This is a genomic window from Paenibacillus phyllosphaerae, assembly GCF_014192105.1.
GTDB lineage: Bacteria > Bacillota > Bacilli > Paenibacillales > Paenibacillaceae > Paenibacillus_Z > Paenibacillus_Z phyllosphaerae.
On the sequence record NZ_JACHXK010000015.1, the window covers coordinates 153427 to 179800 of the forward strand.

General features: G+C 55.0%; 26 protein-coding genes. 19 read left to right on the forward strand and 7 right to left on the reverse strand.

Features of this window, described 5'->3' with window-relative positions; all coding sequences use genetic code 11:
* Positions 1-3 precede the first annotated feature (3 nt).
* Entirely contained in the window at positions 4-792 is a 789-nt protein-coding gene (locus tag FHS18_RS24870) for a Cof-type HAD-IIB family hydrolase (protein WP_183603083.1), read from the reverse strand.
* 198 nt (positions 793-990) lie between these two features.
* On the opposite strand from FHS18_RS24870, the gene FHS18_RS24875 reads away from it, so the two are divergent.
* The 3 genes from FHS18_RS24875 (at position 991) to FHS18_RS24885 (ending at position 3822) form a co-directional block, all read left to right on the forward strand.
* Positions 991-1968, forward strand: coding sequence for a LacI family DNA-binding transcriptional regulator (locus tag FHS18_RS24875; RefSeq protein WP_183603084.1), 978 nt, complete (start codon positions 991-993; stop codon positions 1966-1968).
* 144 nt (positions 1969-2112) lie between these two features.
* Complete coding sequence (locus FHS18_RS24880; RefSeq protein ID WP_183603085.1) at positions 2113-2526, forward strand: GIY-YIG nuclease family protein; 414 nt, start codon at positions 2113-2115, stop codon at positions 2524-2526.
* A gap of 30 nt (positions 2527-2556) precedes the next feature.
* On the forward strand, positions 2557-3822 hold the full coding sequence (locus FHS18_RS24885) for an MFS transporter (RefSeq protein ID WP_183603086.1): 1266 nt from the start codon (positions 2557-2559) through the stop codon (positions 3820-3822).
* A 600-nt stretch (positions 3823-4422) separates the two neighbouring features.
* Here FHS18_RS24885 and FHS18_RS24890 read toward each other — a convergent pair.
* On the reverse strand, positions 4423-5592 hold the full coding sequence (locus tag FHS18_RS24890; RefSeq protein ID WP_183603087.1) for an ROK family transcriptional regulator: 1170 nt from the start codon (positions 5590-5592) through the stop codon (positions 4423-4425).
* A gap of 310 nt (positions 5593-5902) precedes the next feature.
* On the opposite strand from FHS18_RS24890, the gene xylA reads away from it, so the two are divergent.
* The 6 genes from xylA to FHS18_RS24920 all read left to right on the forward strand — a co-directional run bounded on the left by xylA (position 5903) and on the right by FHS18_RS24920 (position 13222).
* Positions 5903-7216: a xylose isomerase gene (gene xylA, locus FHS18_RS24895; RefSeq protein WP_183603088.1), complete on the forward strand. Its 1314-nt coding sequence runs from the start codon at positions 5903-5905 to the stop codon at positions 7214-7216.
* Positions 7217-7232: 16 nt separating this feature from the next.
* The gene (gene xylB / locus FHS18_RS24900; RefSeq protein WP_183603089.1) at positions 7233-8726 is read left to right on the forward strand and encodes a xylulokinase; all 1494 of its coding nucleotides are present in this window, start codon (positions 7233-7235) and stop codon (positions 8724-8726) included.
* 141 nt (positions 8727-8867) lie between these two features.
* Positions 8868-10550 carry a methyl-accepting chemotaxis protein gene (locus tag FHS18_RS24905; RefSeq protein WP_183603090.1) on the forward strand — a complete coding sequence of 561 codons (1683 nt, stop codon included), beginning with the start codon at positions 8868-8870 and terminating at the stop codon, positions 10548-10550.
* Between the two features lie 171 nt (positions 10551-10721).
* Positions 10722-11423 carry an ABC transporter ATP-binding protein gene (locus FHS18_RS24910; RefSeq protein ID WP_183603091.1) on the forward strand — a complete coding sequence of 234 codons (702 nt, stop codon included), beginning with the start codon at positions 10722-10724 and terminating at the stop codon, positions 11421-11423.
* A 14-nt stretch (positions 11424-11437) separates the two neighbouring features.
* The gene (locus FHS18_RS24915; protein ID WP_183603092.1) at positions 11438-12730 is read left to right on the forward strand and encodes an ABC transporter permease; all 1293 of its coding nucleotides are present in this window, start codon (positions 11438-11440) and stop codon (positions 12728-12730) included.
* An 84-nt stretch (positions 12731-12814) separates the two neighbouring features.
* Positions 12815-13222, forward strand: a complete 408-nt coding sequence (locus tag FHS18_RS24920) for a hypothetical protein (RefSeq protein WP_183603093.1) — start codon at positions 12815-12817, stop codon at positions 13220-13222.
* Positions 13223-13326: 104 nt separating this feature from the next.
* Here the strand turns inward: FHS18_RS24920 and FHS18_RS24925 are convergent, their stop codons facing one another.
* Positions 13327-13683 (reverse strand): hypothetical protein, encoded by a 357-nt coding sequence (locus FHS18_RS24925; protein WP_183603094.1) that lies wholly within the window; start codon positions 13681-13683, stop codon positions 13327-13329.
* Positions 13684-13762: 79 nt separating this feature from the next.
* Positions 13763-15025, reverse strand: a complete 1263-nt coding sequence (locus FHS18_RS24930) for a BaiN/RdsA family NAD(P)/FAD-dependent oxidoreductase (RefSeq protein ID WP_183603121.1) — start codon at positions 15023-15025, stop codon at positions 13763-13765.
* Positions 15026-15320: 295 nt separating this feature from the next.
* Between FHS18_RS24930 and FHS18_RS34625 the strand changes: the two genes are divergently transcribed.
* The 7 genes from FHS18_RS34625 to FHS18_RS24965 all read left to right on the forward strand — a co-directional run bounded on the left by FHS18_RS34625 (position 15321) and on the right by FHS18_RS24965 (position 20079).
* Complete coding sequence (locus FHS18_RS34625) at positions 15321-16991, forward strand: two-component system sensor histidine kinase NtrB (protein WP_343060669.1); 1671 nt, start codon at positions 15321-15323, stop codon at positions 16989-16991.
* 155 nt (positions 16992-17146) lie between these two features.
* Positions 17147-17293, forward strand: coding sequence for a hypothetical protein (locus tag FHS18_RS24940; protein ID WP_183603095.1), 147 nt, complete (start codon positions 17147-17149; stop codon positions 17291-17293).
* 16 nt (positions 17294-17309) lie between these two features.
* Positions 17310-17702, forward strand: coding sequence for a DUF3905 domain-containing protein (locus tag FHS18_RS24945; protein WP_183603096.1), 393 nt, complete (start codon positions 17310-17312; stop codon positions 17700-17702).
* 120 nt (positions 17703-17822) lie between these two features.
* Positions 17823-18257, forward strand: a complete 435-nt coding sequence (locus FHS18_RS24950; RefSeq protein WP_183603097.1) for a BrxA/BrxB family bacilliredoxin — start codon at positions 17823-17825, stop codon at positions 18255-18257.
* A gap of 13 nt (positions 18258-18270) precedes the next feature.
* A complete protein-coding gene (nadE, locus tag FHS18_RS24955) occupies positions 18271-19080 on the forward strand; it encodes an ammonia-dependent NAD(+) synthetase (protein WP_183603098.1) in 810 nt (269 codons plus the stop codon).
* Between the two features lie 86 nt (positions 19081-19166).
* Positions 19167-19556 (forward strand): holo-ACP synthase, encoded by a 390-nt coding sequence (acpS, locus tag FHS18_RS24960; RefSeq protein WP_183603099.1) that lies wholly within the window; start codon positions 19167-19169, stop codon positions 19554-19556.
* Between the two features lie 286 nt (positions 19557-19842).
* The gene (locus FHS18_RS24965) at positions 19843-20079 is read left to right on the forward strand and encodes a hypothetical protein (RefSeq protein WP_183603100.1); all 237 of its coding nucleotides are present in this window, start codon (positions 19843-19845) and stop codon (positions 20077-20079) included.
* 92 nt (positions 20080-20171) lie between these two features.
* Here FHS18_RS24965 and FHS18_RS24970 read toward each other — a convergent pair whose 3' ends face one another.
* On the reverse strand, positions 20172-20528 hold the full coding sequence (locus FHS18_RS24970) for a c-type cytochrome (RefSeq protein ID WP_183603101.1): 357 nt from the start codon (positions 20526-20528) through the stop codon (positions 20172-20174).
* Between the two features lie 190 nt (positions 20529-20718).
* Here FHS18_RS24970 and FHS18_RS24975 point away from each other — a divergent pair, with 190 nt between their 5' ends.
* From FHS18_RS24975 to FHS18_RS24985, 3 genes are all read left to right on the forward strand, one after another.
* The gene (locus tag FHS18_RS24975) at positions 20719-21573 is read left to right on the forward strand and encodes a helix-turn-helix transcriptional regulator (RefSeq protein WP_183603102.1); all 855 of its coding nucleotides are present in this window, start codon (positions 20719-20721) and stop codon (positions 21571-21573) included.
* A gap of 2 nt (positions 21574-21575) precedes the next feature.
* Positions 21576-22925 (forward strand): A/G-specific adenine glycosylase, encoded by a 1350-nt coding sequence (gene mutY, locus FHS18_RS24980; protein ID WP_183603103.1) that lies wholly within the window; start codon positions 21576-21578, stop codon positions 22923-22925.
* Positions 22926-23033: 108 nt separating this feature from the next.
* Complete coding sequence (locus FHS18_RS24985; protein ID WP_183603104.1) at positions 23034-23675, forward strand: bifunctional 4-hydroxy-2-oxoglutarate aldolase/2-dehydro-3-deoxy-phosphogluconate aldolase; 642 nt, start codon at positions 23034-23036, stop codon at positions 23673-23675.
* Positions 23676-24286: 611 nt separating this feature from the next.
* Here FHS18_RS24985 and FHS18_RS24990 read toward each other — a convergent pair.
* Positions 24287-25504, reverse strand: a complete 1218-nt coding sequence (locus FHS18_RS24990; protein ID WP_183603105.1) for an IS110 family RNA-guided transposase — start codon at positions 25502-25504, stop codon at positions 24287-24289.
* Positions 25505-25993: 489 nt separating this feature from the next.
* Positions 25994-26374: IS630 family transposase (locus FHS18_RS24995; protein ID WP_183603106.1), on the reverse strand; the 381-nt coding region annotated here is incomplete at its 5' end.

Here is a 26374-nt window from a genome sequence, read left to right on the forward strand (position 1 = left end):
CGCTTAGGCGGTAGGCTGAGGTATGCCGAGCAGGTGAAGCGCGGCCCATATGCCGTCTTCGGACGAGGAAGCGGTGACATGTTTCGCCGCTTCTTTGGCTTCGCGGACGCCATTGCCCATCGCAATGCCGAGACCCACGAAAGTCAGCATCTCCACGTCGTTGAGTCCATCGCCGAATGCGGCGCATTCGGAAGCGTCAACGCCTGCGGCGGCGAGCAAATACGGAATGCCGGCTGCCTTGGAACAGCCCATGGGCAGGAAATCGACGGCTTCGTCATGCCAACGGATGAACCGAAGTTCGGGGAACTGTGCTTCGTAGAGGGCCTGGTGGGCCACCGGTATGAACAGATTGCCTTGATAGACGGGATCTTGCTCGTAGTAGAGCGGATCGACGATAGGATACGGAAGATTGACGGATGAGAAGCCCGCTTGGATGAGCGGGTGAGCAGCTGTACTGACCCGAATCTCGCCGCTGCCGCAATAGGCGGTGACATGTCCGGTCGATTCCGCGTAGGCGGCGAAGTTGCGCAGAAGCTCGATCGAGATCGGATTCTCGTAGATCGGTCGGCCCTTATGGACGACATACTGGCCGTTGATGGATACGTAGGAGTCGATGTTCAGTTCTTCCCGGATCCATTCGAAATGCGAAGGCGATCTGCCGGTAGCAATAGCAGTCTGAATACCGGACTCTTGGAGCACGCGGACTGCTGCCTTCGTAGAGTCGGGTATCGCGTGCCGGTCGTTAAGGAGCGTACCGTCGATATCGAACAGGACGAGCTTAGGCTTATTCATGGACACGTAGAATCCCTGCTTTCTTGGTGAATTGACATCTAATTCAAATAGGTGATTCTAGAATCGGCATCACGCCAGCCGAGGGAACGCCCTCGCGTCACGCTGCTGATCTAGAATCGGTATTGCTCATACAGCGTAAATTATGAAACGCTTTTCATGTCAAGCGTTATCGGGCAAAAAAATCGGAAGGTGAGGCCTATGGCTAACATCCGGCATATCGCGAAGCTTGCCGGCGTCTCCGTCAGCACCGTCTCCCGGGTATTGAACGGACATCCTTATGTAAGGGAAGAGAAACGGCTGGCTGTCGAACAGGCGATGAACAGCTTGAACTACGCGCGCAATATGAACGCGGTCCATCTGCTGCGCGGAAGAACCGACATGATCGGCGTCATGCTGCCCTCCATTAATCATCCCTACTTCTCAAAACTCGTTGAAGGGATCTCGGATGAAGCGCTGCAAGCGGGTTGCAGGCTTGTCCTCTGCCAGACCGGGTACGCGGAAGAAGAGGAACGCAACGCGCTTCATATGGTCAAGGAGAAGCAAATCGACGGGCTGATCTTATGCTCGAAGGCGCTCGGATGGGACGAGATCGTGCCGTACGCCGCTTTTGGCTCGATCGTTGCGTGCGGGGAAGATGCCGGGGGGCTGCTGCCGTCGGTATTCATTGATCATTACGCCTCCTTCCGGGCGGGTATACGGCATGTGATGAGCAAGGGACACACCCGGATCGGCTTAGCCTTAAGCCGCTATGCCAGCCATAGCAGCGATCAGCGCCGACAGGCGTATTGGGATGCGATTACCGAGATTGGCGAGCAGCATCGGGAAGATTGGACTTTCTATGATTGCTATGGCATAGAGGACGGCGCTCAGGTCGTACGGCAGTTGCATGGCATGGCAGAGCGTCCGACGGCGATGCTCGTTACCGGCGATCAAGTCGCTGCGGGCATGATCGCAGAGGCAGCGAAGCTGGGCATCCGGGTACCCGATGATCTTGCGATCCTAGGCTTCGATAATCAGCCGATCGCGCATGTGCTCGGCATTACGACAATCGATAATCAGCTGCACGAGATGGGGCGGGAAGCGTTCCGGATGCTGCAAGTCTCCCTGTTAGGAGAAGAGCCGCCGGTAAGCCGGGTCGAGATTCCTTTTGCGCTCGTGGAGAGAACGACGGTATAGATGGCATCAGCCATCCTTGGCTATATTGCTGAGGATGGCTTTTTTATTTGGGTATTGTTTTAAATAACTAGATAAATTATGATTATGTCTATAAATAAACAAACGAAGTTATATTGTGTTTATAAAATAGGGAGTTGGTTGTAGATGAACCGCAGAAAAGAACTACAGCAGGAATACGCGATGAAGAAGCGGGTGATGGGCGTCTTTCAATTCGTGAATACGGCGAGCGGCAAGCGGTACATTGCCTCATCCAGCTCGTTGGAGTCGGCTGAGTCCCGGGAGGAGTTCATGCTGCGCATGAATTCGCACATGAATAAGGCGCTGCAGGAGGATTGGAATGCATCGGATGGCGCGGCATTCGTCTATGAGGTATTGGAGGAGCTCAAGCTTGGGGACGAGATCCGCAACGATTTCAAGGATATGATGACGCCGGAGGGAGAGTTACGGCGGGACCTCGTGCAAGGATACCGCAGAGAGCTTAGCAAACTGGAGGACAAATGGCGGGAGCAGCTGGGCAGTTATGAGCCGGAAGGCTACAACAAGCGAAGAAGGGTCTAATTTTTTTTAGTAGGAGGAGGAGATATTGCCATGACAACGCAAGCAAGACCGCAGGAGAGACGAAGCAGCCTGCTGCGGAACCGGTTCGTACAGACGGTGTTGCTGTCGAACATGATGCTTCAGCTCGGGATTTGGGTACGCAACTTCGCGGTGCTGCTGTTCGTATCCGAGCAGACGAATCAAGATCCGGTCGCCATCTCGTTAATCTCGGTCGTGCAGTTCGCGCCGATCTTTATCTTTTCGTTCATCGGCGGCACGTTCGCGGATCGTTGGCGGCCGAAACGAACGATGGTCTGGTGTGACCTGCTCTCGTCCATCTCGGTGTTCGTCGTGCTATTAACGCTTATGTATCAGGCGTGGGAGGCCGTTTATTTTGCCACCTTCGTGTCGGCGGTATTGTCGCAATTCTCGCAGCCATCCGGCATGAAGCTATTCAAGCGATATGTGGAACCGGAGCAGCAGCAAAGCGCGATGGCGATGCTGCAGACGCTGATCGGCGTGTTCATGGTGTTAGGTCCAGCGATCGGCAGCCTGATCTATAAGGGACTCGGCATTGAAGCCTCGCTTGTTTGCACCGGTGCGGCATTTCTGCTCTCCGCGCTGGTTCTCATCCGATTGCCGAAGGATGACCGGGAAGCAGCATCCGCAGTACAGAAGCGAAGCTTCCAAGACGATCTGAAGGATGGCTTCCGCTATGTGATGAAAAGCAAGGTACTGCTGACGCTGGGCGGTACATTCGCCTTCGTCGGCTTGGCTAGCGGCATGGCCAATACGCTCGGGATCTTCGTGGTTACCGAGAAGCTCAGCAAGACCGAGGACTTTGTCCAGTACATGCAAATGGCTAACGGCGCTGCAGTGCTGGTCGGCGGGGTATGCGTGGCGATACTGGCCCGGAAGTGGTCGCCGCAGCAGCTGCTCGCAGTCGCCCTGCTGGCAGACGCGATCGGCCTGGTCGGGACCGGGTTCTCGACGAGCGTGGCGCTTACGCTCGCGCTTCAGTTCCTCATGGGCTTCTTCTTCCCGATTATCCAGGTGGCGATCAGCACGATGCTGCTGCGCTGGACGGCCGGCGACTACATCGGCCGGGTGAACGGCGTCATCATGCCGATGTTCACGGGCGCCATGGTGCTCATGATGGCAACCAGCGGTCCGCTATTGCACGTCTTCACGTTGGAGACGCTGTCGATCATCGCCGGGACATTCATGCTGCTCGGCGGACTGTTGCAGCTGTCGATCATGAAAGCCAAGTCGCCGCAGCTGGCACCAAGTACGCGATCCGCAGGCGTGGAACAATAAAGAAGGGCACTTCCCGTAGAAGATCGCGGGAAGTGCCCTTTGGTGTTGTTGTTGGGGTTAACCGAACTTACTGCGTATTCGAATGTTCTTCCGATCGCTGTTGTTCTCGGATTCCTGGATTAGAAAGTCGAGGGTGGAATCCGTTCACAAAGGCGAACGCTAGCGCTTCTCCAGAATCATTGGAATACTTCGTTGCGGTTTAACCTGAGTCAAACATAAAGCGTGTTCACGCAGTGAACGTCAAGCGAGAGTCAGCTCGCAGCCGCATCACGCCGACTCAAGCAGCAGGTCCCCACCTAGCACAAACGTAAAGCGTGTCCACGCAGTGGACGTTTAAGCGAGGGTCAGCACGGAGCAACATCATGTCGCAACAAGCGGCAGGTCACACCCATAAGGCATAAAAGTCGCGAACGAAGCTCGAAGACAGAGCTTTGTCCATAGCAGATTGCATAACCATTGCAATCCGCAAGGACAAAAGCGTCTCCACGCTCGAAAGAACACATCGAAGACGGCCGCGTTCCGAATCTCGCCCCTTACGGGTACCCAGTAGGGCCGTGGCCCTCTGGTTCCCCTCCAATGGAGGGGGAAGGGGGAGGTTAATTAAAGGGCAGCGCCTTTTATTTTCCCAAAGAAGCTGCTAATCGCATAATAGGCCGCTCCTCTGACCGCCGACTGGTCATGCAGCTCGGCGAAGAGGACACGAAGCCGCTCGCGGTGATACGACAGTGTGCGCTGATCGACCGTGGCTTGCACATACGGCGCAATCCAGTTTTGCGCGCGGCTCATCCGGTTGCCGATGATGACGACGTCCGGATTGAAGACGTTGACGATGTTCGCGATACCGGCGCCCATCGCTTCCCCGATCTGCCGGAGCAATTGCAGCACGGCTTCGTCCTGCTGCTCCGCGCGCGCAAGCAGAGTCTCCAGATCGTCAGCGCCCAGCTTGCTCGCCTGCTCGAGGAGCGCATTCTCCGAAGCGTACAGCTCCCAACAGCCTTGGTTGCCGCAGCGGCAGGCTCGTCCGCCGCGTTCGATCGACAGGTGCCCGAGCTCGCCGGAGAACCCGGAAGCGCCTTTATACAGCTCTTTGTTCAATATGATGCCCGTCCCGATCCCGATCCCGACGGAGACATAGATTTGATGGGCGATACCGCGGCCGGCGCCGTACTTCTGCTCGCCCTGCGCACCGGCGTTCGCTTCGTTATCGATCGTGACCGGCACGCCGAACCTCTCTTCGATCAGCTGCTGCAGCGGCACCTGGCTCCAGCCGAGATTCGGCGCGAACAGGATGTTCCCTTGATCGTCGACGATGCCCGGCACGCCGATTCCGATGCCGACCAGGCCGTACGGGCATTCCGGAATGTGGGCTTGCAACGAAGCGATGCAGCTGCATAGCTGGTCGAGAACGGCTTGCTGCTCGGTAGTCTTGAGCGGCAGCTCCTGCTCGAAGGCGACCTCGCCCTCGAGCGTCGTGAGGACGCCGCGTATATAATTGACGCCAAGATCGATGCCGATCGCATAGCCGCATGCGCCATTGAAGAGGAGCATGACCGGCTTGCGCCCGCCGCTCGATTCGCCGTGGCCAATCTCCAACACGAGATGGGCATCGATCAAATCCTGCACGAGGCTCGAGACGGTAGCCTTATTGAGGCCGGTCCGCTCGGAGATTTGGGCGCGCGAGAGGGGAGCGTGCTTCAGCACGGCTTCGAGCACGATCGCGGTATTTATTTTTTTGATCATGGCCAGATCGCCCGTAGGTTTGCGTTTCATCTTCAAATTCGCTCCTGCCTTGTCGTAGAGAATCATGAGTTAAGCGTGTATAGAAAGGAATTGGCGCGCAAATAACAATGAAGGCCCGTATGGCCTTTGCTGCCAACTAAAGGGTTCCTGGCTCGTTCACACTGGATTGTAACACGAAAAATTCGTTAGCTGTATTTTAACACAAAACTTAGTTTGTTTAATAGACAAACTAAGTTTATTCGTGTTATGCTAAGTGCAGATCAAGCGAAGAGAGCGTTTACAATAGTATCCGCTGCTCGTTGCTCCATACACTTAAACCAAATATGGGAGGCATTATTCCATGACGTACTTTAAGAATATCAACAAGATTCAATTCGAGGGCAAAGGCTCCGATAATCCGCTCGCGTTCAAACATTACAACCCATCCGAGGTTGTCCTGGGCAAAACAATGGAAGAGCATCTCCGCTTCGCAGTCGCTTACTGGCACACATTCACATACGGCGGCGCAGATCCGTTCGGCGTTGGCACATCGGTGCGCGGCTGGGATAACGCGGATGCGCTGGACCAAGCTAAGGCTCGCGTAGAAGCGAACTTCGAGTTCCTCGAGAAGATCAACATTCCATACTATGCGTTCCATGACCGCGATATCGCGCCGGAAGGCGAGACGCTGCAAGAAACGAACAAGAACCTCGACGTGATCGCCGATCTGCTGGAGAGCAACATGAAGTCTTCCGGCAAGAAACTGCTGTGGAACACGGCTAACATGTTCACGAACCCGCGCTTCGTGCACGGCGCAGGCACAACATGCAATGCGGACGTCTATGCTTACGCTGGCGCGCAATTGAAGAAATCCCTTGAGATCGGCAAACGCCTTGGCGCAGAGAACTATGTCTTCTGGGGCGGCCGCGAAGGCTACGAGACGCTGCTGAACACGGATATGGCGTTCGAGCTGGATAACCTGGCGCGCCTGCTGCATATGGGTGTCGACTATGCCAAAGAAATCGGATTCGACGCGCAATTCCTGATCGAGCCTAAGCCGAAAGAGCCAACGAAGCATCAATACGATTTCGATGCGGCAACGACGATCGCGTTCCTGCAGAAGTACGGCCTCAAGGACTTCTTCAAGCTGAACCTGGAAGCGAACCATGCGACGCTGGCCGGCCACACGTTCGAGCACGAGATCCGCACGGCTGCCATCAACGGCCTGCTCGGTTCCCTCGACGCGAACCAAGGCGACCTGCTGCTCGGCTGGGATACGGACGAATTCCCGACGGACCTGTACTCCACGACGCTTACGATGTACGAAGTGCTTAAGGCTGGCGGCCTGAACAAAGGCGGCATCAACTTCGACGCTAAAGTACGCCGCGGCTCCTTCGAAGACGAGGATCTCTTCTTGGCGCACATCGCAGGTATGGATTCGTACGCTTGGGGCTTGAAAGCAGCAGCGAAGCTGATCGAAGAGAAAGTGCTCGACAGCATCGTCGACAACCGCTACCGTAGCTTCAAAGAAGGCATCGGCGCAGAGATCGTATCCGGCAAGGCTTCGCTGCACACGCTGGAGCAATACGCGCTGCAGAACAACCCGATCCGCAACGAGTCCGGCCGTCAAGAGCGCATCAAGCTCGTTCTGAACGAAATCATCTACAGCGTATAAGAGGGGGATCCCGCACATGTCTTATGTAATTGGGATCGACTTGGGAACGAGCGCCGTTAAGGCGCTCCTTCTCGATAAAAACGGTGCGATCGTGGCCGAAGCGTCGAAGAGCTACCCGCTCTTCCACGAGCATTCCGGCTGGAGCGAGCAGCGTCCGGATGATTGGGTCGACGGCACGATCGCGGCGCTGCGCGAGCTGACTTCGCAGCCTAACGTCAACGCCGATGCGATCGAAGGTATTAGCTTCTCCGGCCAAATGCACGGTCTTGTCCTGCTCGATGAAGCGGGCAATCCGGTACGCAACGCCATTCTATGGAATGACACGCGGACGACGGCGCAATGCCGCGAGATCGAATTCACGCTTGGCGAGCAGCTGCTCTCCATCACGCGCAATCCGGCGCTCGAAGGCTTCACGCTGCCGAAGATTCTGTGGGTGAAGCAGCACGAGCCGGAGAACTTCGAGAAGTCCAAGCTGTTCTTACTGCCGAAGGATTATGTCCGTTATCGCCTGACGGGCGAGCTCCACATGGACTACTCGGACGCGGCCGGCACGCTGCTGCTCGATGTAGCAGGTAAAAGCTGGAGCGCTTCCGTGCTGGAAGCGTTCGGTCTGCCGGCTTCCTTCTGCCCGCCGCTCGTCGAGTCGCACGGACTGGTAGGCACGCTGCTGCCGCAATCGGCGGATGATACGGGTCTGCCCGCTTCCACGAAGGTATTCGCAGGCGGCGCGGACAATGCCTGCGGCGCAATCGGCGCCGGCATTCTGGAGGAAGGGCTGACGATGTGCAGCATCGGCACCTCCGGCGTTATCTTGTCCTACGAGAAGAATAGCGCAAGCGACTTCGGCGGTAAGGTCCACTTCTTCAACCACGGCAAGGAAGACGCCTTCTATGCGATGGGCGTAACGCTAGCTGCCGGCTACAGCCTGAGCTGGTTCAAGAATACCTTTGCCAAAGGCGAATCGTACGACGAACTGCTCAGCGGCATCGAGGCGATCAAGCCAGGTTCCAATGGCCTGCTGTTCACGCCTTACCTCGTCGGCGAGCGCACGCCGCATGCCGATTCGGTCATCCGCGCGAGCTTCATCGGCGTGGACGGCTCGCATGAGCGCAAGCATTTTGCCCGCGCGGTTATGGAAGGGATCACGTTCTCGCTCAATGAGTCGGTCGATATGTTCCGTAAGGCGGGCAAGACGGTCGATCGCGTCATCTCGATCGGCGGCGGCGCGCAGAATCCGGTCTGGCTGCAGATGCAAGCCGATATCTTCAACGCGAACGTTATCGCACTTGAGAATGAGCAAGGACCGGGACTTGGCGCGGCGATGCTCGCAGCGTACGGCTGCGGCTGGTTCGATAGCCTGGACGCTTGCGCTTCACAGTTCGTGAAGCATGCGGCCGTCTATGAGCCGAATGAGGCAGCGGTAGAGCAGTACGCAGGATTGTTCGCCATCTATCAGCAGGTGTATGCGCAGACACAAGGGCTGAACGAATCTTTGAAAGCTTATCGTTAACTTCGTCGAAGGCCACGCGAAGCGGGAGAAATCTTCCTGCCGCGCGTGGTCTTTTTGCTCTAACAACTCTCCGTCACCGTGTCGATAATCTCTCATAGAGGTTCAAAGACAAGCAGCCAGAGGGGAGCAGGAGAGACGAAGATGAATCGTTTCAAGTTGAAGATGAAGGTCGGCACGAAGATTTCGCTCGCATTTGTTCTGATGATTCTACTGATGATAGGAATGGAACTGAGCGGATTCAAAGGCAGCGAGAATACCGAGGATAAGATGATCGTATTCGCCAATAACCGGATGCAGGCGGTGGAGAGCGTACATGAAATGAAGTACGGCTTGGAACGGCTCGAACTGATCGGACTGATGGTATTGACGGCGACAGATGAAGCTCAGAAGAAGGAGCTGCTCACCGAACGCAGCGAGCTGTTCGTGTGGATGGGCGAGCAGATCGAAACCTATAAGATCTACGCGATCGGGGATAAAGAGATTCAGCTCATCACCCAGATCGAAGAGACCTACCAAGCGCTGGCGCAGCAAGCGGCCGCGGCAGGTCCGGAAAATACGTTCATGCCGGATCAATACCGCGACTATCAGGAGATTATCCAGCAGCTGGACGAAGCGAACGGCGCCAACACGGAGCAAATGCTCAGTGACGCGATCGGAAGCTCCAACACCGGACAGACGTTCACAATGGCGTTCGCGGGCGTCGCGCTGCTCGTAGCGGTACTGCTCGTCCTGGGACTTACGCGCAATATCATCCTGCCGCTGCGCAAGGTGCGCGACCGGATGCTTGAAGTAGGCGACGGCGTGCTTAGCAGCGAGCCGCTCCCCGAAGATCGTTACGACGAGTTCGGCGAGCTTGCCATGGCCGCGAACAAGATGGTTGGCAATCTTCGTACGATCGTGCTGAAGACTGCGGATTATTCGAGCGAACTGGCGGTTGCGGCAAGCATGCTGTCGGAGAGCGCGGAGAGCACGAATGCTTCGGCGACGAACATTAAGGAGACGATCGCGGAAGCGGCAGTCGGCGCTGAGCAGCAGGGGTACAGCGCAGGGGAGACGGCCCGCGCCATGGAAGAGATGGCAACGGGCGTTCAGCGCGTAGCGGAATCTGCGGGCGAAGTCAGCGACAAGTCCCGTGATGCCAAATCCGACGCCGAGCAAGGTCAACGCTCGATCGAGAACGCAGGCGAGCGCATGGATGCGGTCATCGTTACGACGGATCATCTGTCTACCTTGATCAAGCATCTGGAAGAGCGCAACGAACAGATCGGCAGCCTGGTCGACAAAATCAACAATATCGCCCGCCAGACCGGCGTTCTGGCGCTCAATGCCGGAATCGAGGCAGCCCGTGCAGGCGAGCATGGCCGCGGCTTCGCGGTCGTAGCAGGAGAAGTGCGCCAGCTGGCTGCGCAATCGCAGGATGCTTCGACGATGATCGTGGAAGTGATCGGCGAGATTCAGGAGAGCACGAAGGCGGCAGCCGAAGCAATGGACAAGGAGATCGGCGAAGTGAATGAAGCCAGCCATGCGGTGAAGTTGGCCGGCGCTCAATTCACGAAGATCGTACGCGCGGTCCAGGATATGAGCTTCCAGATCGACGAGACGCTTGCGGTAGCCGAGCAGATGTCTGCCAGCTCGCAAGAGGTGAGCGCATCGGTGAACGAGCAGGCTTCTATCGCCAAGCAGCTGTCGAAGTCGTTCAATTCGGTTACCGACCGTGCGCAAGGCCAGGCATCCGCTATGGGCCAGATCAGCGCCTATACGACGGAGCTGACGCGCATCGCGAAGGAATTGCAGGCGACGGTGCAGAAGTTCCAAATTCGATAAAGAGGTTATGGAAGACATCACGGCTGCAGGCGGCTAACGCTTGTCGGTTGTGATGTCTTTCTTTTCATACACGTTTCAGGATTAAGAAAGGGAAACTTTTCCATAAATCCGTTCGTATCATAATGTGCGAATAGAAGAGAAATATCTAGCGACGAACGGGGGACGGAAGACATGGACGTACTAACGGTAGATATCCGACAAGCAGGCTATGAGCACGGCGCGCCTGTTATCCGCGATGTCTCTTTTAACGTAGAGTCGGGTGAATTGGTCGGGATGATCGGTCCCAACGGCGCGGGTAAGAGCACGACCATCAAGTCGCTGCTCGGTCTGCTGCGCAATGTTGAAGGAACGATCGCTTTCGCGGGGGAACATCGGCGTTATGCTTATGTGCCGGAACAGCCGGTACTCTATGATTATTTGACCTTATGGGAGCATCTGCAGCTGGCTGCCAGCGCGTATGGGTTGAACGAAGACACCTTCGAGAAGCGGGCGATGGAGCTGCTCGAGCGATTCCGGATGGTGAATGATCGCCACCGGCTGCCGACAGGCTTCTCCAAAGGGATGCAGCAGAAAATGATGCTGATTATCGGTTTCCTGCTCGAGCCGGACGTCTATGTGGTGGACGAGCCGTTCGTAGGGCTTGACCCGAGAGCGACGGGGGATTTCCTCGAGCTGCTGGAAGCGGAGCGCCGCCGCGGGGCGGGAGTGCTCATGTGCACGCATGTATTGGATACAGCCGAGCGGATCTGCCAGCGGCTGGTGCTTATTAATGAAGGGACTGTCGTGGCTTCGGGCACGCTCGCTGACGTGAGAAGACAGGCCGGCCGACCTGCGGACGCCTCGCTGTTCGATTGTTTCTTGGCGCTGACATGAAGGAGGGTCCTCTTATGGTGCAGAGTCAGAGAGACTCGGATCGTCCGCCGCCGTGGCAGGCGGGCAGCTTATTCCGTCGAAGAGCGGTGAAGTATTGGGTTGATCAGTGGCGTGTCTGGCGGACGGTCGTGGATTGGATCGTGCTGCTCTATCTGTTCGTGCCGGCACTCTTGATCGGCGGCGGAGTCTTCATCGGATGGCTTCAGCACCCGCCGGAATGGCTGATGCATATCCCGTTGGCGCTCGGACAAGGCGCGGCAATACTTATTCTCGTGCTGTTCAGCAGACTGCGTACCTTTACGGAAGAGGCCGATGTGCTCTTCCTCCTGCAACGCAAGAAGTGGATGAGGAAATTGCGTATTTACGGCTTCCTGTATAGCGCTTGTCTCACGTTCATGCTTAGTTTGCTCATCGTTGGCATGCTCTTGCCGTTATTCGTTGCGGCGCATGGGCAGGCTTGGGGTAACGTCCTGTTGTTCGTTCTTCATCTCTGGTTGTGGGCGTTAATCGCGGCAGTATGGATGAACTTGGTCGCCGGCCGACATCGGGGGTGGCGAAGGAACGTTCGGCAATCAGGTGCTACGCTTACGCTGGCGTTCACCTTCATGGCCCCCTATGCGCTGTCTGGAGGCTATTGGGCTCTGGCTGCAGTTTCCCTGGCGATAGGCGGTGCGGCGCTCTTGCTGCTTGTCCGGATGAAACTGCAGGCTGTCGACACGTTCGAGTCCGATGTCCGTCTGGAGCGAGAGGCGGCGCTCGCGAGCACGGCGCTGTTGCTCTCGCAATCGGATGTTGTCATTAAGCCGAGGCCAAAGCATAACCGGCCGCTGCTGTTCCGGCGTTCGCAGCGGTTGTTCCGCAGTCGCGACGTTAGCGCTGTACTGGCGGGGAATGCGATGAAGGGGCTGCTGCGCCAATTCGCTTTTGGCCGCGGATTGCTGCAGTTCCTAGGGCTTGGCCTCGCAGCCGTTACGCTAATCGATCCTGTCGTGATCAAAATGCTCGTCGTTGCCGGGCAGCCGGTAATCGTCGGTCTGTATCTGAACAGCTGTTGGGAGAGCTTCCTGCACGATCCGTTCGTTGCCCGGCTCGGATGGGGAGAGAAGGTGCAGCATGCCGCGGGCGAGCGGCTGCGATTGTGGCTCAGTTTGCCGTCCGCGCTGTTGATCGGCGCACTTGCCGGCGTTCAAAGTTTCGGCGCGCTGGGCGCACTGGTTGGCGTTGCTGCCGCTCTCTATGTCTGGGGATTATGCAGAGTGATGACCGAGCTGTTGCAGCTGCGAATCAAGAAGAACCGGTCTGCCTAGAGTCCCGTGCATGGAGGAGGCCGCGGCAGGGTACGATATGCTAAAGTAGCAGGGAACTTTTACTCGGAAAGGAATTACTCTCGTATGCGACATGATACCGCCTTACTGTTCCGCTTTCCCGACGCTCCGATGGCTGCGCTGGCGGCCGACACCTTGAAGGATCTCGGCTACGAGCCCGATCTGCAGGGAGAGCAGGAGGTTCATATCCACCTACATGGCAGCGATCTGACCTCTGCGCTCGAGATCGCCCAATCGCACGGAGGCGTGCTTGCCGGCCAATCCCCCATTCAGGAAGGCGTGTTGACGCAGACCGCATACAGTCTGGATTCGATTCAGATACCGGCTCATCTGGTGAATGAGGATCTCGTTGCGCAAGAGGAGCTGAACGCGACGAACCATCTCCGCAACCGGGATGACGACGGGCTGGACGAGAATGCCTTCCTGCCGGATGCGGGGACGTACGGCTTCTTCTCCGGCGATGTTCATATTTAAGCCGCACAACGACAAACACCCGGATCTTGCGCCTTGAAGGCGCAGGATCCGGGTGTTGCCATTTGTATAGACGAACGCGCAAAAGTTAGGCTGCGATTAGTGCATTAGCGTTTGCTGGAACGGGATTTCGACGATTTGTGCTTTTTCGCTTTGGAACGAACGCTGGAAATCGTTGCTTCGTAACCGTAACCTTTGTGGCCATGGCTCATGTGACCGTGACTCATGTGATCGTGGCTCTTGTGACCGTGGCTCTTGTGGCCGTGGCCGTGGCACATATCTTCTTCTTTCTCGATGACTTGGTAGCAGTGCTCATACACAGGTACGCAATGGTGTTTGTTGACGATCTCGATCGGATGAATCACCTTTACGACTTGCGGATGATAGAAGTCGCGCTCAATGCGTTGCGGCGGATCATAAACGGTTACCGTTGGGCAAAATGGACGATGGTAATTACAGGACATCTGTTCATTCTCCTTTGCAGTTGGATTACTACAACATATGATGCCGCCATGGACAACGCTTGTGCGAAAGCCTTAATGGCTAAACGCTGAGTTGCGCGGCGTTCTGCCCTGCCGCGTAACCCGTGGAGAACGCCGCGGTTATGTTATAGCCGCCCGTATAACCGTGGATGTCGAGCACCTCGCCGCAGAAGAATAAACCCGGCATCAGCTTGGAGGCCATTGTCTTCGGGTCAACCTCCTTAAGGTTGACGCCGCCGCCGGTCACGAACGCTTCCTCGATCGACAGCGTGCCGTAAGCCCGCAGCGGGAAGCTCTTGATCAGCTTTGCGAGGTCCATCCACGCCTGCTTCGGAATATTGTCGTACGTCAGCTGCTCCGACAGTCCTGCCTGTTGCAAGAGGAGCGGGAGCATGCGGTCGGGCACATAGCCGCTCAGCACGTTCTTGATCCATTTCTTCGCGTCCTGCTTGGCCATCGCGAGCGTCTCCGCGTAGATGTCATCCGCGCTGAGGTCCGGCAGCAGATCGATCGTCATCCTGATATGAGGCGCGCCGAATTGCTTGAGCGCCTTCACGACGAATTGGCTGCAGCGCAAGACCGCAGGCCCGGAGATGCCGAAGTGGGTGAAAATCATATCGCCTTCATGCTCGACCAGCTTCTTGCCCTTCGGATTCCAGACGGAGAGCGCTATATTGCGCAGCGACAGTCCCTGCAGCTCCTTGCTTGCGATGAACGGTTCGCTCACGGTAACCGGTACCTCGGTCGGGAACAACTCGGTGATGGTATGCCCGGCCTGTTCCGCCCATGCGTAGCCGTCTCCGGTCGATCCGGTATGCGGCACCGATTTGCCGCCGGAGGCGATAATGACCGACTTGGCACGGATCGTCTCGCCGGAACGCAGCAGCACGCCGCGGACGCCACCCTCCGAATAGAGCACTTCCTTGACCGGCGCGTTGACGCGGATATCGACGCCTTGGGCGCGTACCTGCTTCACGAGCGCATCCACGACGGTCTTCGCCTTATCCGTAACCGGGAACATCCGCCCGTTATCCTCCTCCTTCAGCCGGATGCCCAGCTTCTCGAAGAACGCGATAATGTCCTTGTTGCCGAACTGCGTTAGCGCGCTGTAGAGGAATTTGCCGTTGCCTGGGATATATTTGATCAGCTCATCGAGCTCTTTGTTATTCGTGACATTGCATCTGCCGCCGCCGGAGATGCCGAGCTTCCGGCCCAGCTTGTCGCCCTTGTCGACGAGGACCACCTTGGCGCCATGCTTGCTTGCGGCGACCGCAGCCATCAATCCGGCGGAGCCTCCGCCAATAATAATGACATCTGCTTGCATCAAAAGTTCACCTGCTAGTTTATAAGATAGTAGAGGGCATTCCGCTGATCCCGCCTAAGCTAGTCTTGCCCGCCGGCTACAATCATATCATTTCTTGCCGAAAAATGAACGCTTCAAACCTGTCTGGCCAGCTGCTTGGCAGTCCCTCACGTTCCTCCTGCAGACCGCGCTGCTCCTCGCCGTGTAAGATATTGTAACTTCTCGCATGAAAACGGTCATTGTATTCCTTTCAAAGCTATGTTTTAATCGGAGTTAATAGGAACAATGCGCTTGAAAAGGGGGAGAGCCTGACCTAGTGTGGAAGCAAACCCTTTTGCAAATGATCGTCGCTCTGATGCCCATTTTCGCCTATCAAGTCTGGTATGATCGATCGAAGAAGCGGACCAATGGAACGATCATCTTGATCGTCGCGACCGCTAGTGCGGTCATTGTCAGCTGCGCGTTGTGCGCGTGGGCGAATCGCTACGATATGGGTTTTACGTTTATCCCTCTGCTGCTCGGATCCTTGTATGGCGGCCATGCGGTCATGGCGTTGCTGTTCGCCGTTTATGCGGCCGGTAAGCTGATTCATTACGGCCATGCGCCTTGGGCTCTGGTCGAGCTTGCGGGATTTTTCCTGATTTTGCTGCCGGTGCTATACGGTTGCAAGCCATCCTTCGCTGCAGCCTTGCGCAAACAACGCCATATCATCATGTCCTTGCTGGTATCCCTTGTCATCGCGATCAAGGCAGCCGCTTTTCTCATTTATCCCATTCACACCGCAACGCATGCTCATTCGACAATCAGCCATTCCACGGTCTGGCATTTCGCTATTTATGCGGTATTGTATTACCTTGCCGCATGGTTCGGCATCTATATGAACGAGAACTTCATCGAGCGGCTGCAGCTGCAGCGGAAGGTCAATGAATTGTCCGACAGCAACCGAATCGAGATGCAGAAGCTTCAGCAGTTGATAGACGGCAACCCGCTTGGCGTGATCTTCGTCGACCAGAACGGATTGATCACGCATCTCAACGGACAGGCCATTGAACTGTTCAAAAAGGATTTGCCTGAGGAGGCTAGCCTCATCGGGGCATCGTACAAGAAGCTCGAGAACCGCGAGGGCGGGAAAGCGCTGACACGGTTGCTCGCCCAAGCGCTGAACGGCCGGCCTGCGGCCACGGAATACATACAGGAGCAAGCGAAGATCTACGCGCATACCGGCATTAGCGTTCGCGATAACACGAACGGCCAGATCGTCGGCGCCGCAATTATCGTACACGACATGACCGAGCTGACCCGACTGCGCAGCGAAGTCGACCGGATGGAGCGCCTTAGCTTGGTCGGCCAGATGGCGGCCAGCATCACGCACGAGATCCGCAACCCGATGGCGGTTATCCGCGGCTTCGTGCAGCTGATGCGCGAACGCAGCCAGGAGAGTCAGCAGGAATACTTCCGGATCGTCATCGAAGAGCTGGACCGCGCGAACAGCATCATTAACGATTTTCTGTCGCTTGCCCAGAACCGGATGATCGAGAAGGAAAGCTGCTCGCTGCATGACATCGTCCAGGAGCTGGCGCCGCTCTTGTGGGCGGATGCGAATCTGCGCGGCATTGAGGTGCAGCTGGAGCTCAGCGAGCACATGCCGCAGCTGATGCTCAATCCGAAGGAGATGAAGCAGCTCATTCTGAATCTCGCCCGCAACGGGATGGAAGCGATGGAGCAGCACGGGAAGCTGAGAATCAGCACCACGGTATCGCCAGATCAGGTAGAGCTGCGGATAAACGATACCGGCGTCGGCATTCCGCAGGAGCAAGTGGATCGATTGTTCGAGCCTTTCTACACGACCAAATCGAGCGGCACGGGACTGGGGCTGCCGCTCTGCCTGAGCATCGTCGAGCGGCATGGCGGAAAGATCCGCGTCGAGTCAGCCGAAGGACAAGGGACGACGTTTATCGTGACTTTCGACCGGCATGTGAATAGTTAAAGATGAAAAGATGAATATAGATCGCTGAACGCAAACCAATCGAGCTGCTTGCTGAATGCTGCATTCCCAATCTTCCGATTGTGAACGCAAACCATTCAGCATAGTTCCCCCTGCACGAGCGCATAATAGCCGTTGGAAGGGGGTGCCAAGCGAACATGGCCAACAATCAGGATAACAAACGCACGCAAGCCGCAAGCCAAGAGGACGTGAACGCGGCTTCGAATCGCAGAACCGAGCAAAAAGCACCGGAGCAGGAAGGCTACGACAAGAAGCTGGACGGTCCGAATATCCCTTCTATTTAAGGACGGTGTTCCGCAAATGGAAGAGAATCGGAAGGATCGGGATCCTCTAATCGGCGGAGACGATCCGGCTCTTGATCCGTTCGAGATTGAATTCCTGCCCGAATTCCGCAGCGGACGCGGTCCGGAGGCGCCGTTCGTCAATAGCCACGGCGTCGTAATCGGCGATCATGACTATGTCTCCGCGCAGTCGCCGCTTGAGAATTGGTCGATCGAGACCGACCCTGCCGTGATGGCCGGTGACGAATGGGTGCATCCGTTCAAGGACATCGGCTTTCAGACCGATGAGAACCGGGATTATTTTGAACGCGGCATTGCGCCTAAGGGCGGGATCTTCATGCACCCGGACAAGAACACCGGTTACGGAGCCGCCGAGAACGACGATCTGCCGCAAGGCGGCAAGAGCGGTTGAAGAATAGACGTTATGATCAGCAATCGGAGCGCCAAGCGCCGGTTGCTTTTTCTTTGCTTTCATTTTAGACGGGCGGTATAATGGGTAATAAATGACTGTCAAATGAAGGAGTGTTCTACTATGTCAATGTCTTTTGAGCGATATATGCTGGATATGGTTCAACCTATGCGCGACGACCTGACTCGTCTTGGAATCGAAGAGCTGCGCACGCCGGAGGACGTAGAGGAGAAAGTTCCGTCCGCCAAAGGCACTGCGCTTATCGTCATCAACTCCGTTTGCGGCTGCGCGGCGGGCCAATGCCGCCCAGGCGTTGCGCAAGCGCTCGAGCACGACATTACGCCTGACCACCTGTACACGGTGTTCGCAGGTCAAGATAAGGAAGCAACGGCTAAGGCACGCGAATACTTCGCGCCATACCCGCCATCTTCCCCTTCGATCGCACTGATGAAAGACGGCGAACTCGTGCACTTCATCGAGCGCCACCAAATCGAGAATCGTTCGGCGGCGGATATCGCAGCAGATCTGACGTCCGCATTCGATCGTTTCTGCCGTTAAGAGGTGAATGGTCATGAGCTTGCAGCAGGAGATTATTGAGCGCCTTGGCGTTCAGCCCGAGATCGACCCCGATACCGAGATCCGCAAACGCGTCGATTTCTTGAAGGACTATGTGCGCAAATCCGGCACGACCGGCCTCTTGATCGCGATCAGCGGCGGTATTGATTCCGCAGTCGCGACAGGGCTGTGCAAGAAAGCGACCGACGAGCTATCCGAGGAGACAGGCAAGGAGTATATGACCCTCGGCGTGTTCCAGCCTTATGGCGAGCAGGTGGATATTAGCGACAGCTACGCAGTAGCGGAAGCGTTCAATCTGAAGCATAAGGTCGAGACGAACATCCAGGAAGCGGTAGATGAGATCGCGCTGGAGGTTGAGCACAGCCTGAAGGCGATCGGCATCTCCCGCCATATCAGCCGCGGCGGCAAGGGTAACGTGAAGGCGCGCACGCGCATGGTCACGCAATATGCGCTGGCTTTCGAGTTGAATTTGCTTGTCGTCGGTACGGATCATGCATCCGAAGCAATCACCGGCTTCTATACGAAGTGGGGCGACGGCGCAGTCGACATTACGCCGCTCAGCACGTTGAATAAACGTCAGGTCCGCCAATTGGCGGCAAGTCTTGGCGTACCGCAAAGCGTGCTCGATAAGGCGCCGACGGCCGGCCTATGGGAAGGCCAGACGGATGAGAGCGAGCTCGGCATTACGTACGACGAGAACAGCGCGTATCTCGAAGGCAAGACGGTAAGCGATGCCGCAAGAGAGAAGCTGGAGAAGCAATACAAGAAGACCGCGCATAAGCGCGAACCGATTCCAGGCATCTAATGCCATCCACGAATAGGGAAATAGCAGCCGCTAGGAGGCCGTTATTTCCCTATCTGTTTTATATGAAGCGCTAAGGAGCCATGCTTGTGATTGTTGGCATTGGGCACGACATGACAAATTTAGAGCGGATCAAAGCGATAGCCGAAGGGGAGGCTGGCGAACGGTTTCTCCGGCGTATCCTGACGTCTGCCGAGCAAGAACGAGCAGCCGGCTTAGGCGGCGTGCGCAGGCTCGAATATATCGCAGGGCGCTTCGCGGCGAAGGAAGCGGTCGCCAAGGCGCTCGGCTGCGGCATCGGCGGCTCGCTGTCGTTCCAGGACATTGAGATCGGACGCGATGACAACGGCAAGCCGTGCGCTACGCTGGCTGCGGGCGCATGGAACAAACTCGGCCATGACCAAGGCAGCACCAAGATTCACGTGACGATCACGCATGAAAGGCCGTTTGCTTCGGCTTTCGTTATTGTGGAGAACTGAACTGATTGGTTTGAAGTGACAATGGGCACTTCAGCATTCAGTTAAAGGCAATGATTGGTTTGAAGTGACGAGGACACTTCAGCATTCAGTCAGCAATGATTGGTTTTCACATCCCATCGGATGTGAAGCATTCATTGGAGCAATGATTGGTTTGCGCGTCCGATATGCGCGACATGCCCCCCTCCTCATGTCATTCCCAAATATAAATATTTGGTTGAATGTGTCACCAAAAGACCATAATGGGAATAAACCATTATGTACTCGAATGTGGAAGGGGATAGGGCAAATGCCTAATGTTACGGTATTGAATGAAACGCGCGCGAAGTGGACCTTCATCAGCGGCCAAGAGGTTGCTTACGATGGGGTGTACACGAATGTCTGGGGTGGCCGGCTGCCGCTCGTGCGGGGCGATCGCTTCCCGATGCATCCGGAGATGGGCGCGTGTAGGTGGACGTATTCGGGGCCGCTCGGCGAACGGTTAGAAGAACTGTCGGGCAGCGTAAAGCGTCGTGATTCCTATTGAAGCGATAACTGAATAAAGAGGACCCGTAAAGCCTAGCTCGTGATCATTCCTTCGTCAGGAAGGTGAGCGTTAAGGCGTTGTGGGTCCTTTTTTTATTTTTGCTCGGCGAGCCAACTGGCCAACTGGCCGATTTCGTCTTCGGTCAGCCGTTCGCTGAATGCAGGCATAGCGCCGCCACCGGCCTCAATCTGGTGCTTGATCTCTTCTTCGGTCAGCCGGCTGCCGACCTGGGTTAAATTCGTCGTCTCGCCCATCTTGCCCTGCAGTTCAGTACCGTGGCAGGAGACGCAATTCGCTCTATAGATCGTCAGCGTGTCGCTAGGTCCGGTGAGCGGTTCAGGTTCAGCTGCTTTGCCGCAGGCGGAGAGCAAGAGCAAGCCCGCCAAGGAGGCGGCGACGAGACCGCCTTTTATACGGAAGACGCGTGGCGTGTGAATGGATATGCGCATGATTAGATAATCGTCCCTTCAATTGTGAAACATTCATGTCCTCCAAGGAATGGAGCTGCCATGCCAATTAGTGTCATGTCATTTTGAACCGTTACCGATTATAATAGAATGTGGTGTTGCTGGACTCTAGTAAAGCATCGAATTGATTGTAGCCTACATCGATTATTGCATAGATAGATTGGGAGCTGAAATGAATCCAACATACAAGACCATCTTACAAAATAACTTCCATCGCTTTCAAGCCGATATCTCCATGGCAACGATCTCGGAATGGGAGCAGGGTTTCGTCCGCGAAGATTTGCCGGTCTATTACCGGTTCTGGTATATTCGCAGCGGCTTAGGCTGGCTCGATCTGGATGGACGCTGCTATAGCCTTGAGCCGGGGCGCTTGTATCTGTTGCCGGCCGGGATGATTCAGCGGTTCGGGAATCATCAAGCCGAACCTGTCGAGATATTCTGGTGTAATTTCCGCCCTGCGTCTGGGACGGTGCCGTTCGAGGAATTCCCGCTGTCCGTTGTTCCGCTGCGTTCGGATGACATGGAGCAGTCGTTCATTCGGCTTGTCCAGACGTTTAACTCGGAGGCGTTCACAAGGGAATTGCGCGTGAGAGCCGCTTTCCTGGATATCGTGGCGGCGTATCTAGATCTGTGCGCGTTCTGCGATTCGGATGAGGATAACGATTTGACCGGCAAGCTGGAACCCGTGTTCGACTATATTGAGAACCATTTGGCGGAGAACATCGTAGTCGATGATCTGGCAAGACTGGCCTATTTGCATCCGAATTATTTTATCGGTTATTTCAAAACGATGACCGGCTGCTCGCCGATCCAATACGTCAACAATCGGCGTCTGGAGGCGGCGCGCCGAATGCTGCAGGAGACCGATATTCGCGTCACCGAGATTGCCGCGTCGGTCGGCATGCAGAACCATTATTTGTCCCGCCTCTTCCGTCAATATTACGGCGTGACGCCAAGCCGTTACCGGCAGATTTATCAGACGGACGTAATCAGCCGCGTTAACGACAGGGAAGGGAGTGAGGTGTAACCATGACAGAAGCAGCACAATATTTTAGCCGGGAACTGCTCGCTTGGTACCGCGCCAATAAGCGGGATCTGCCGTGGCGGATGAACCGCGATCCATATCGGATCTGGGTGTCGGAGGTCATGCTGCAGCAGACGCGCGTCGATACCGTTATTCCGTACTACAACCGGTTTATGGACAAGTTCCCGACCGCAGCAGCGCTTGCGGCTGCACCGGAAGAAGAAGTGCTCAAGTGCTGGGAGGGGCTTGGCTACTATTCGCGCGCGCGGAATTTGCAGGCAGGCGCGCAAGAGGTCGCCGAGCGGCATGGCGGCGTCGTGCCGGATAACAAGGAACTGGTATCCGCGCTGCGCGGTGTCGGCCCCTATACGACCGGAGCCATTATGAGCATCGCCTTCAATCGCCCGGAGCCTGCGGTAGACGGCAATGTGATGCGGGTGCTCTCCAGATATTTTTGCCTGGAAGAGGATATCGCGAAGCCGGCTACGAGAGTCGGGATCGAGAAACTTGCGGCCTCGCTCATTCCTGACGGCGCAGCGGGCGATTTCAACCAAGGCCTCATGGAGCTGGGAGCGCTCGTCTGTACGCCGAAGTCGCCGGGCTGCCTCACCTGCCCGGTCATGGCGCATTGCGAAGGAAGGGCTGCCGGCAAGGAGCATGTGCTGCCGATTAAGACGAAAGCGAAACCGCCGCGTCCAGAGAGAAGGTTGGCAGCGCTCGTGATCGGTACGGGCGCGCATGAGGGCAAGATACTTGTCCGCCAACGCCCGGATACGGGATTGCTGGCTCGAATGTGGGAGCTGCCGCATGTACTGGATCCGCAGCAGAGCGACACGGTCAAGAAGAAGGGGCGCGGCGCGAAGGCCAAAGCGGCGGAACAGGCGGAGCTGATGGCCGAGTCTGCCGGCTCAGTGGCAGCCGCATTGCCGCCAGCTGCGGTGCGCGAAATGCAAATGGACGCGCTGTGTCGCACATTGGCCGCGGAAGAGAAACTGCTCGTCAGGCCGACCGGTTGGTGGGGCGAGGCGGAGCATGTATTCAGCCATATCGTGTGGGACGTGCAGGTCTATCGAGCGGATTACGGGTTCGTGCTGGATGAAGAAACGGACGAGTTTGCATATGCAGGCGTCGGGGTTGGACGAGGCGCAAGCCAAGCTGCGGCCGAAACGGCGGCAGCGTATGAGCCAAATGGTGCGGATCGTGAGGCAGCAGGACTGTTCGGCGATGCTGCGGTTTCGGGGGATCATGCTGCAGAAGCTCTACCTTCTAACTACCGTTGGATTGGACCGGAGGATATGCGGGAGTTGGCGTTCCCGAATGTGTTCCTCAGACTCCTAAGAGAATATTGGATTTAGGCCGCACGGCATTCGTGTATGCTCACATTAACATTGCCCTGCCGCAGCGTCCGCAGGTACAATAGCCAGTAGCGGTAACAATAGACAAGCTACTGGAGGCGTTCCTGGATGAGTGAGATGCTGGATAAGCTGCAGGCGGCGAGGATCGTGGCGATCTTCCGCGCGATCGAGGATCAATACGCCGACCAAGCGGCACAGGCGCTGCTGGACGGCGGCATTACGATGATGGAGATTACGATGAACACCGACGGTGCGACGCGCATGATCAGCCGTTGGCGCGAGAAGTTCGGCCATGCGGCTGGAATCGGAGCGGGAACCGTGCTTGACCTGGACATGGCGAAGGAAGCGATCGCGGCAGGCGCGCAATATCTGATCTCGCCGAATCTCGACGAGTCCGTCGTTGTCTACGGCAACGAGCATGGCGTGCCGGTATGGCCGGGCTGTATGACGCCGACCGAGATCGTGCGCGCTTGGAAAGCGGGCGCCGAAGCGGTGAAGGTGTTCCCGATGGCGTCGCTCGGCGTCAAATATCTCGCGGAGATTCGGGCGCCGCTCGACAAGATCCCAATGCTCGCCACCGGCGGCGTCGATCTGGACAACATCGCCGATTACTTCAAAGCGGGTGCTTGCGGTGTAGGCATGGGCAGCAAGCTGGTCAACTTGGACTGGGTGCGCAGCGGCAGACTCGATCTGCTGACGGAGCGGGCCCGCCAATTCGCGGACGCAGCCGCAGCAGCGGGGGCACGATAAGGTTTGTAAGAAAAGCGCAGCCTCGGCTGCGCTTTTTCATTTTTCTCATAATTCCTTACAAAAAAAGAGGGCCTACGGTCAAATCCCGTAGGCTGCAAGAGAGAATATATAATAAAGGGGGGTCATGAGTACATTATATAGGCTTTAGATGAAAGGAATATGAAGGGAATATTACAGTTTCATTACAAATTTGATGGTGGGTGAAATGTACACACCAACTGGGGAGAGAAAATAAAGTTGTTTAACTCGAAATAAAGTTGTTTAACGGAAAATAAAGTTGTTTAATCTGGATGGGTAATTTGGGACCAAGAAGAAAATAAAGTTGTTTAATCAGTTGTGTTAAAATGAAGGCCAAAAGAAAATATAGTTGTTTAATGTTACGGTTTCTAAGGTTTCAGACGACAGTAACGGCGATCTAAAATTCCAATAATCCAAGTAACTCCTGAGAATTTTCAGGAGTTCTTTGGCATGACCAGAAGACAACCCATTAAGCTCCCATGAAAATTAAATCTTGGTTGCTGTAAAATGACAATAGAAAAGAAGACCGCTGTTTTTATCTTTTTTAAGTGGGGCAGCGCTCGAATATAGAGATATAGATTAACTTTGAGAGATTAAGAGACTTCAGAAATACTTACTGAATATCCTAAGTTCTCTAGCCGTCGAACGGCATACTTTACAATAGATTGCTGCTTCTGCTTGTCAAAGTAGTCTTCGCCTAGATCCACATACATTTCTTTGCGAGTTAAGAGGTAGAAGGTAATCCTCAACATCGCATGGGCCACATTAATAGCTGCTCGTTTTTTACTTTTTCGTGCTGCCGTACGTCTGTACATGGCACCAAGATAGTTTTTCGAGGCTGCAACGGAATGGGCTGCTTCAACTAGTGCAGGTTTCAGATATTTGTTCCCGTTTTTAGCTTTAGCAGATTTTCTTTTCCCTGCACTTTCGTTATGTCCGGGGACCAGCCCAGCCCATGAACATAAATGAGAAGCACTGGGAAACTGTTTCTCTATGTCGGATCCAATCTCGGCCAAGATTTGCTCAGCCATCCGAGTGGCTATGCCAGGTATTGAATCTAATCGCTCGACATAGTCATGAAAGGGAGTTACACGTAAGGCTACTTCCTGATCTAGGATCGCAATTTGCTCACTTAAGAAATCAATGTGATTTAATATGGTCTTGATCATCAGGCGTTGATGAGGATTTACATAACCTTGAAGAGCTAGTTCGAGTTCTTCCTTTTTCCGTTTCATCGAACGTCTGGAAAGGCTCGCGAGCTTTGCAGGATCATCTTCTCCTTCCGCAATGGCACGAAGCATATCGCGAGAAGAAAAGCGCATGATATCAGAGACGACGGAACCAAGCTTAATATTAGCGCCCTCTAACACTTTCTGAATTCGGTTGTGTTGTCTAGCTCTTTCCTCAATAATACTACGACGGTACCGTACGAGTTCTCTAAGCTCCCGTTGGTTACGATCTGGGATGAAACTTGCTTTGAGTAGTCCGTGACGAAGTAGTTTTGCAATCCATTCTGAATCTTTAACATCGGTTTTACGTCCGGGAAGTGCCTTCATATGCTGAGCATTCATGACTAAAAATTCAATGTATTCAGCTTCAAGCAAATTGACAATCGGTTTCCAGAATACCCCTGTGCTTTCCATCGCAACATGAGTACACTCGAGTTGCTTAATCCAGTCAATTAGTTGTAGTAGAGAAGCTGTTTTGGTTGAAAACGTTCTGATCTCCTTCCCTTTAGACGTTAAAATGCAAGCTGTAATATTGTCCTTATGAATAACCATACCGCATGCTCGTTCCACGATCACTTCCACTAAACAAATATCCTCTCCATGGCTTTATTCGAGTAGAGGCTGGTGCAACAATCAGAGTAGGATTAATCTCCCATGAGTGCTTCCCAAAAGGGAGCGACAATCTGTGATGCACCGTGATCGTTGGAGTCAGACTAACGGATGGGCTCTAAGGCACCATAGCTTATCGACCTTCCTCTCCCAGCCATAGAAGCAGTATTGACAGATTTTCAAACCCATTTTCATCATCTGTGGTGCGGCGCAAGCGCCGCATGTATGGCTAACGGGCAGATTACGCTGATACGCTACCATAAGAATTAATTGTATAATAAAAGAACTAAAGTAAGATTTTATTCGATATTTGTCCAACTACAGTATATGGGGAAAAGATGGTTAAAGGATACCAAATGCCCGAGACTTTACAGTGTTTGTTTCGGCTAGATGAGCAACTAATAGAACAGTACGGCAAAAACTTTTATGAATTTTTTGGTGCTATATAGACCGCAATTAAGATCATAACCTGACAAGCAGACGATCGATGGTTTCTATCGGATGCTTGTTGATCCGATTTATAAATTGGCTTACATGAAGCTTAATCCTATAGAATTTTTCAAAGAATACGTTATTAACAACATCAGCTTTGAGCCATAGCCACAAGCCTTCCACCGGATTAAGGTTCGGGCTGTAAGGCGGCAGAAAGACCAATTGTAAACGAGGATGTTTTTTGAGAAACGGTTGTAACGTTTTAGCATGATGAATGCGGCTGTTGTCCAGGATCAAGGCCATTTTTCCAGATGGATACGCAGAGAGAAGATCTTCAAGAAAGCGAACAAAAGCCGCAACATCCGCTTTCTCTTCTTCCCGGTGATGCACCTGTCCGGTTTCGTAGTTAAT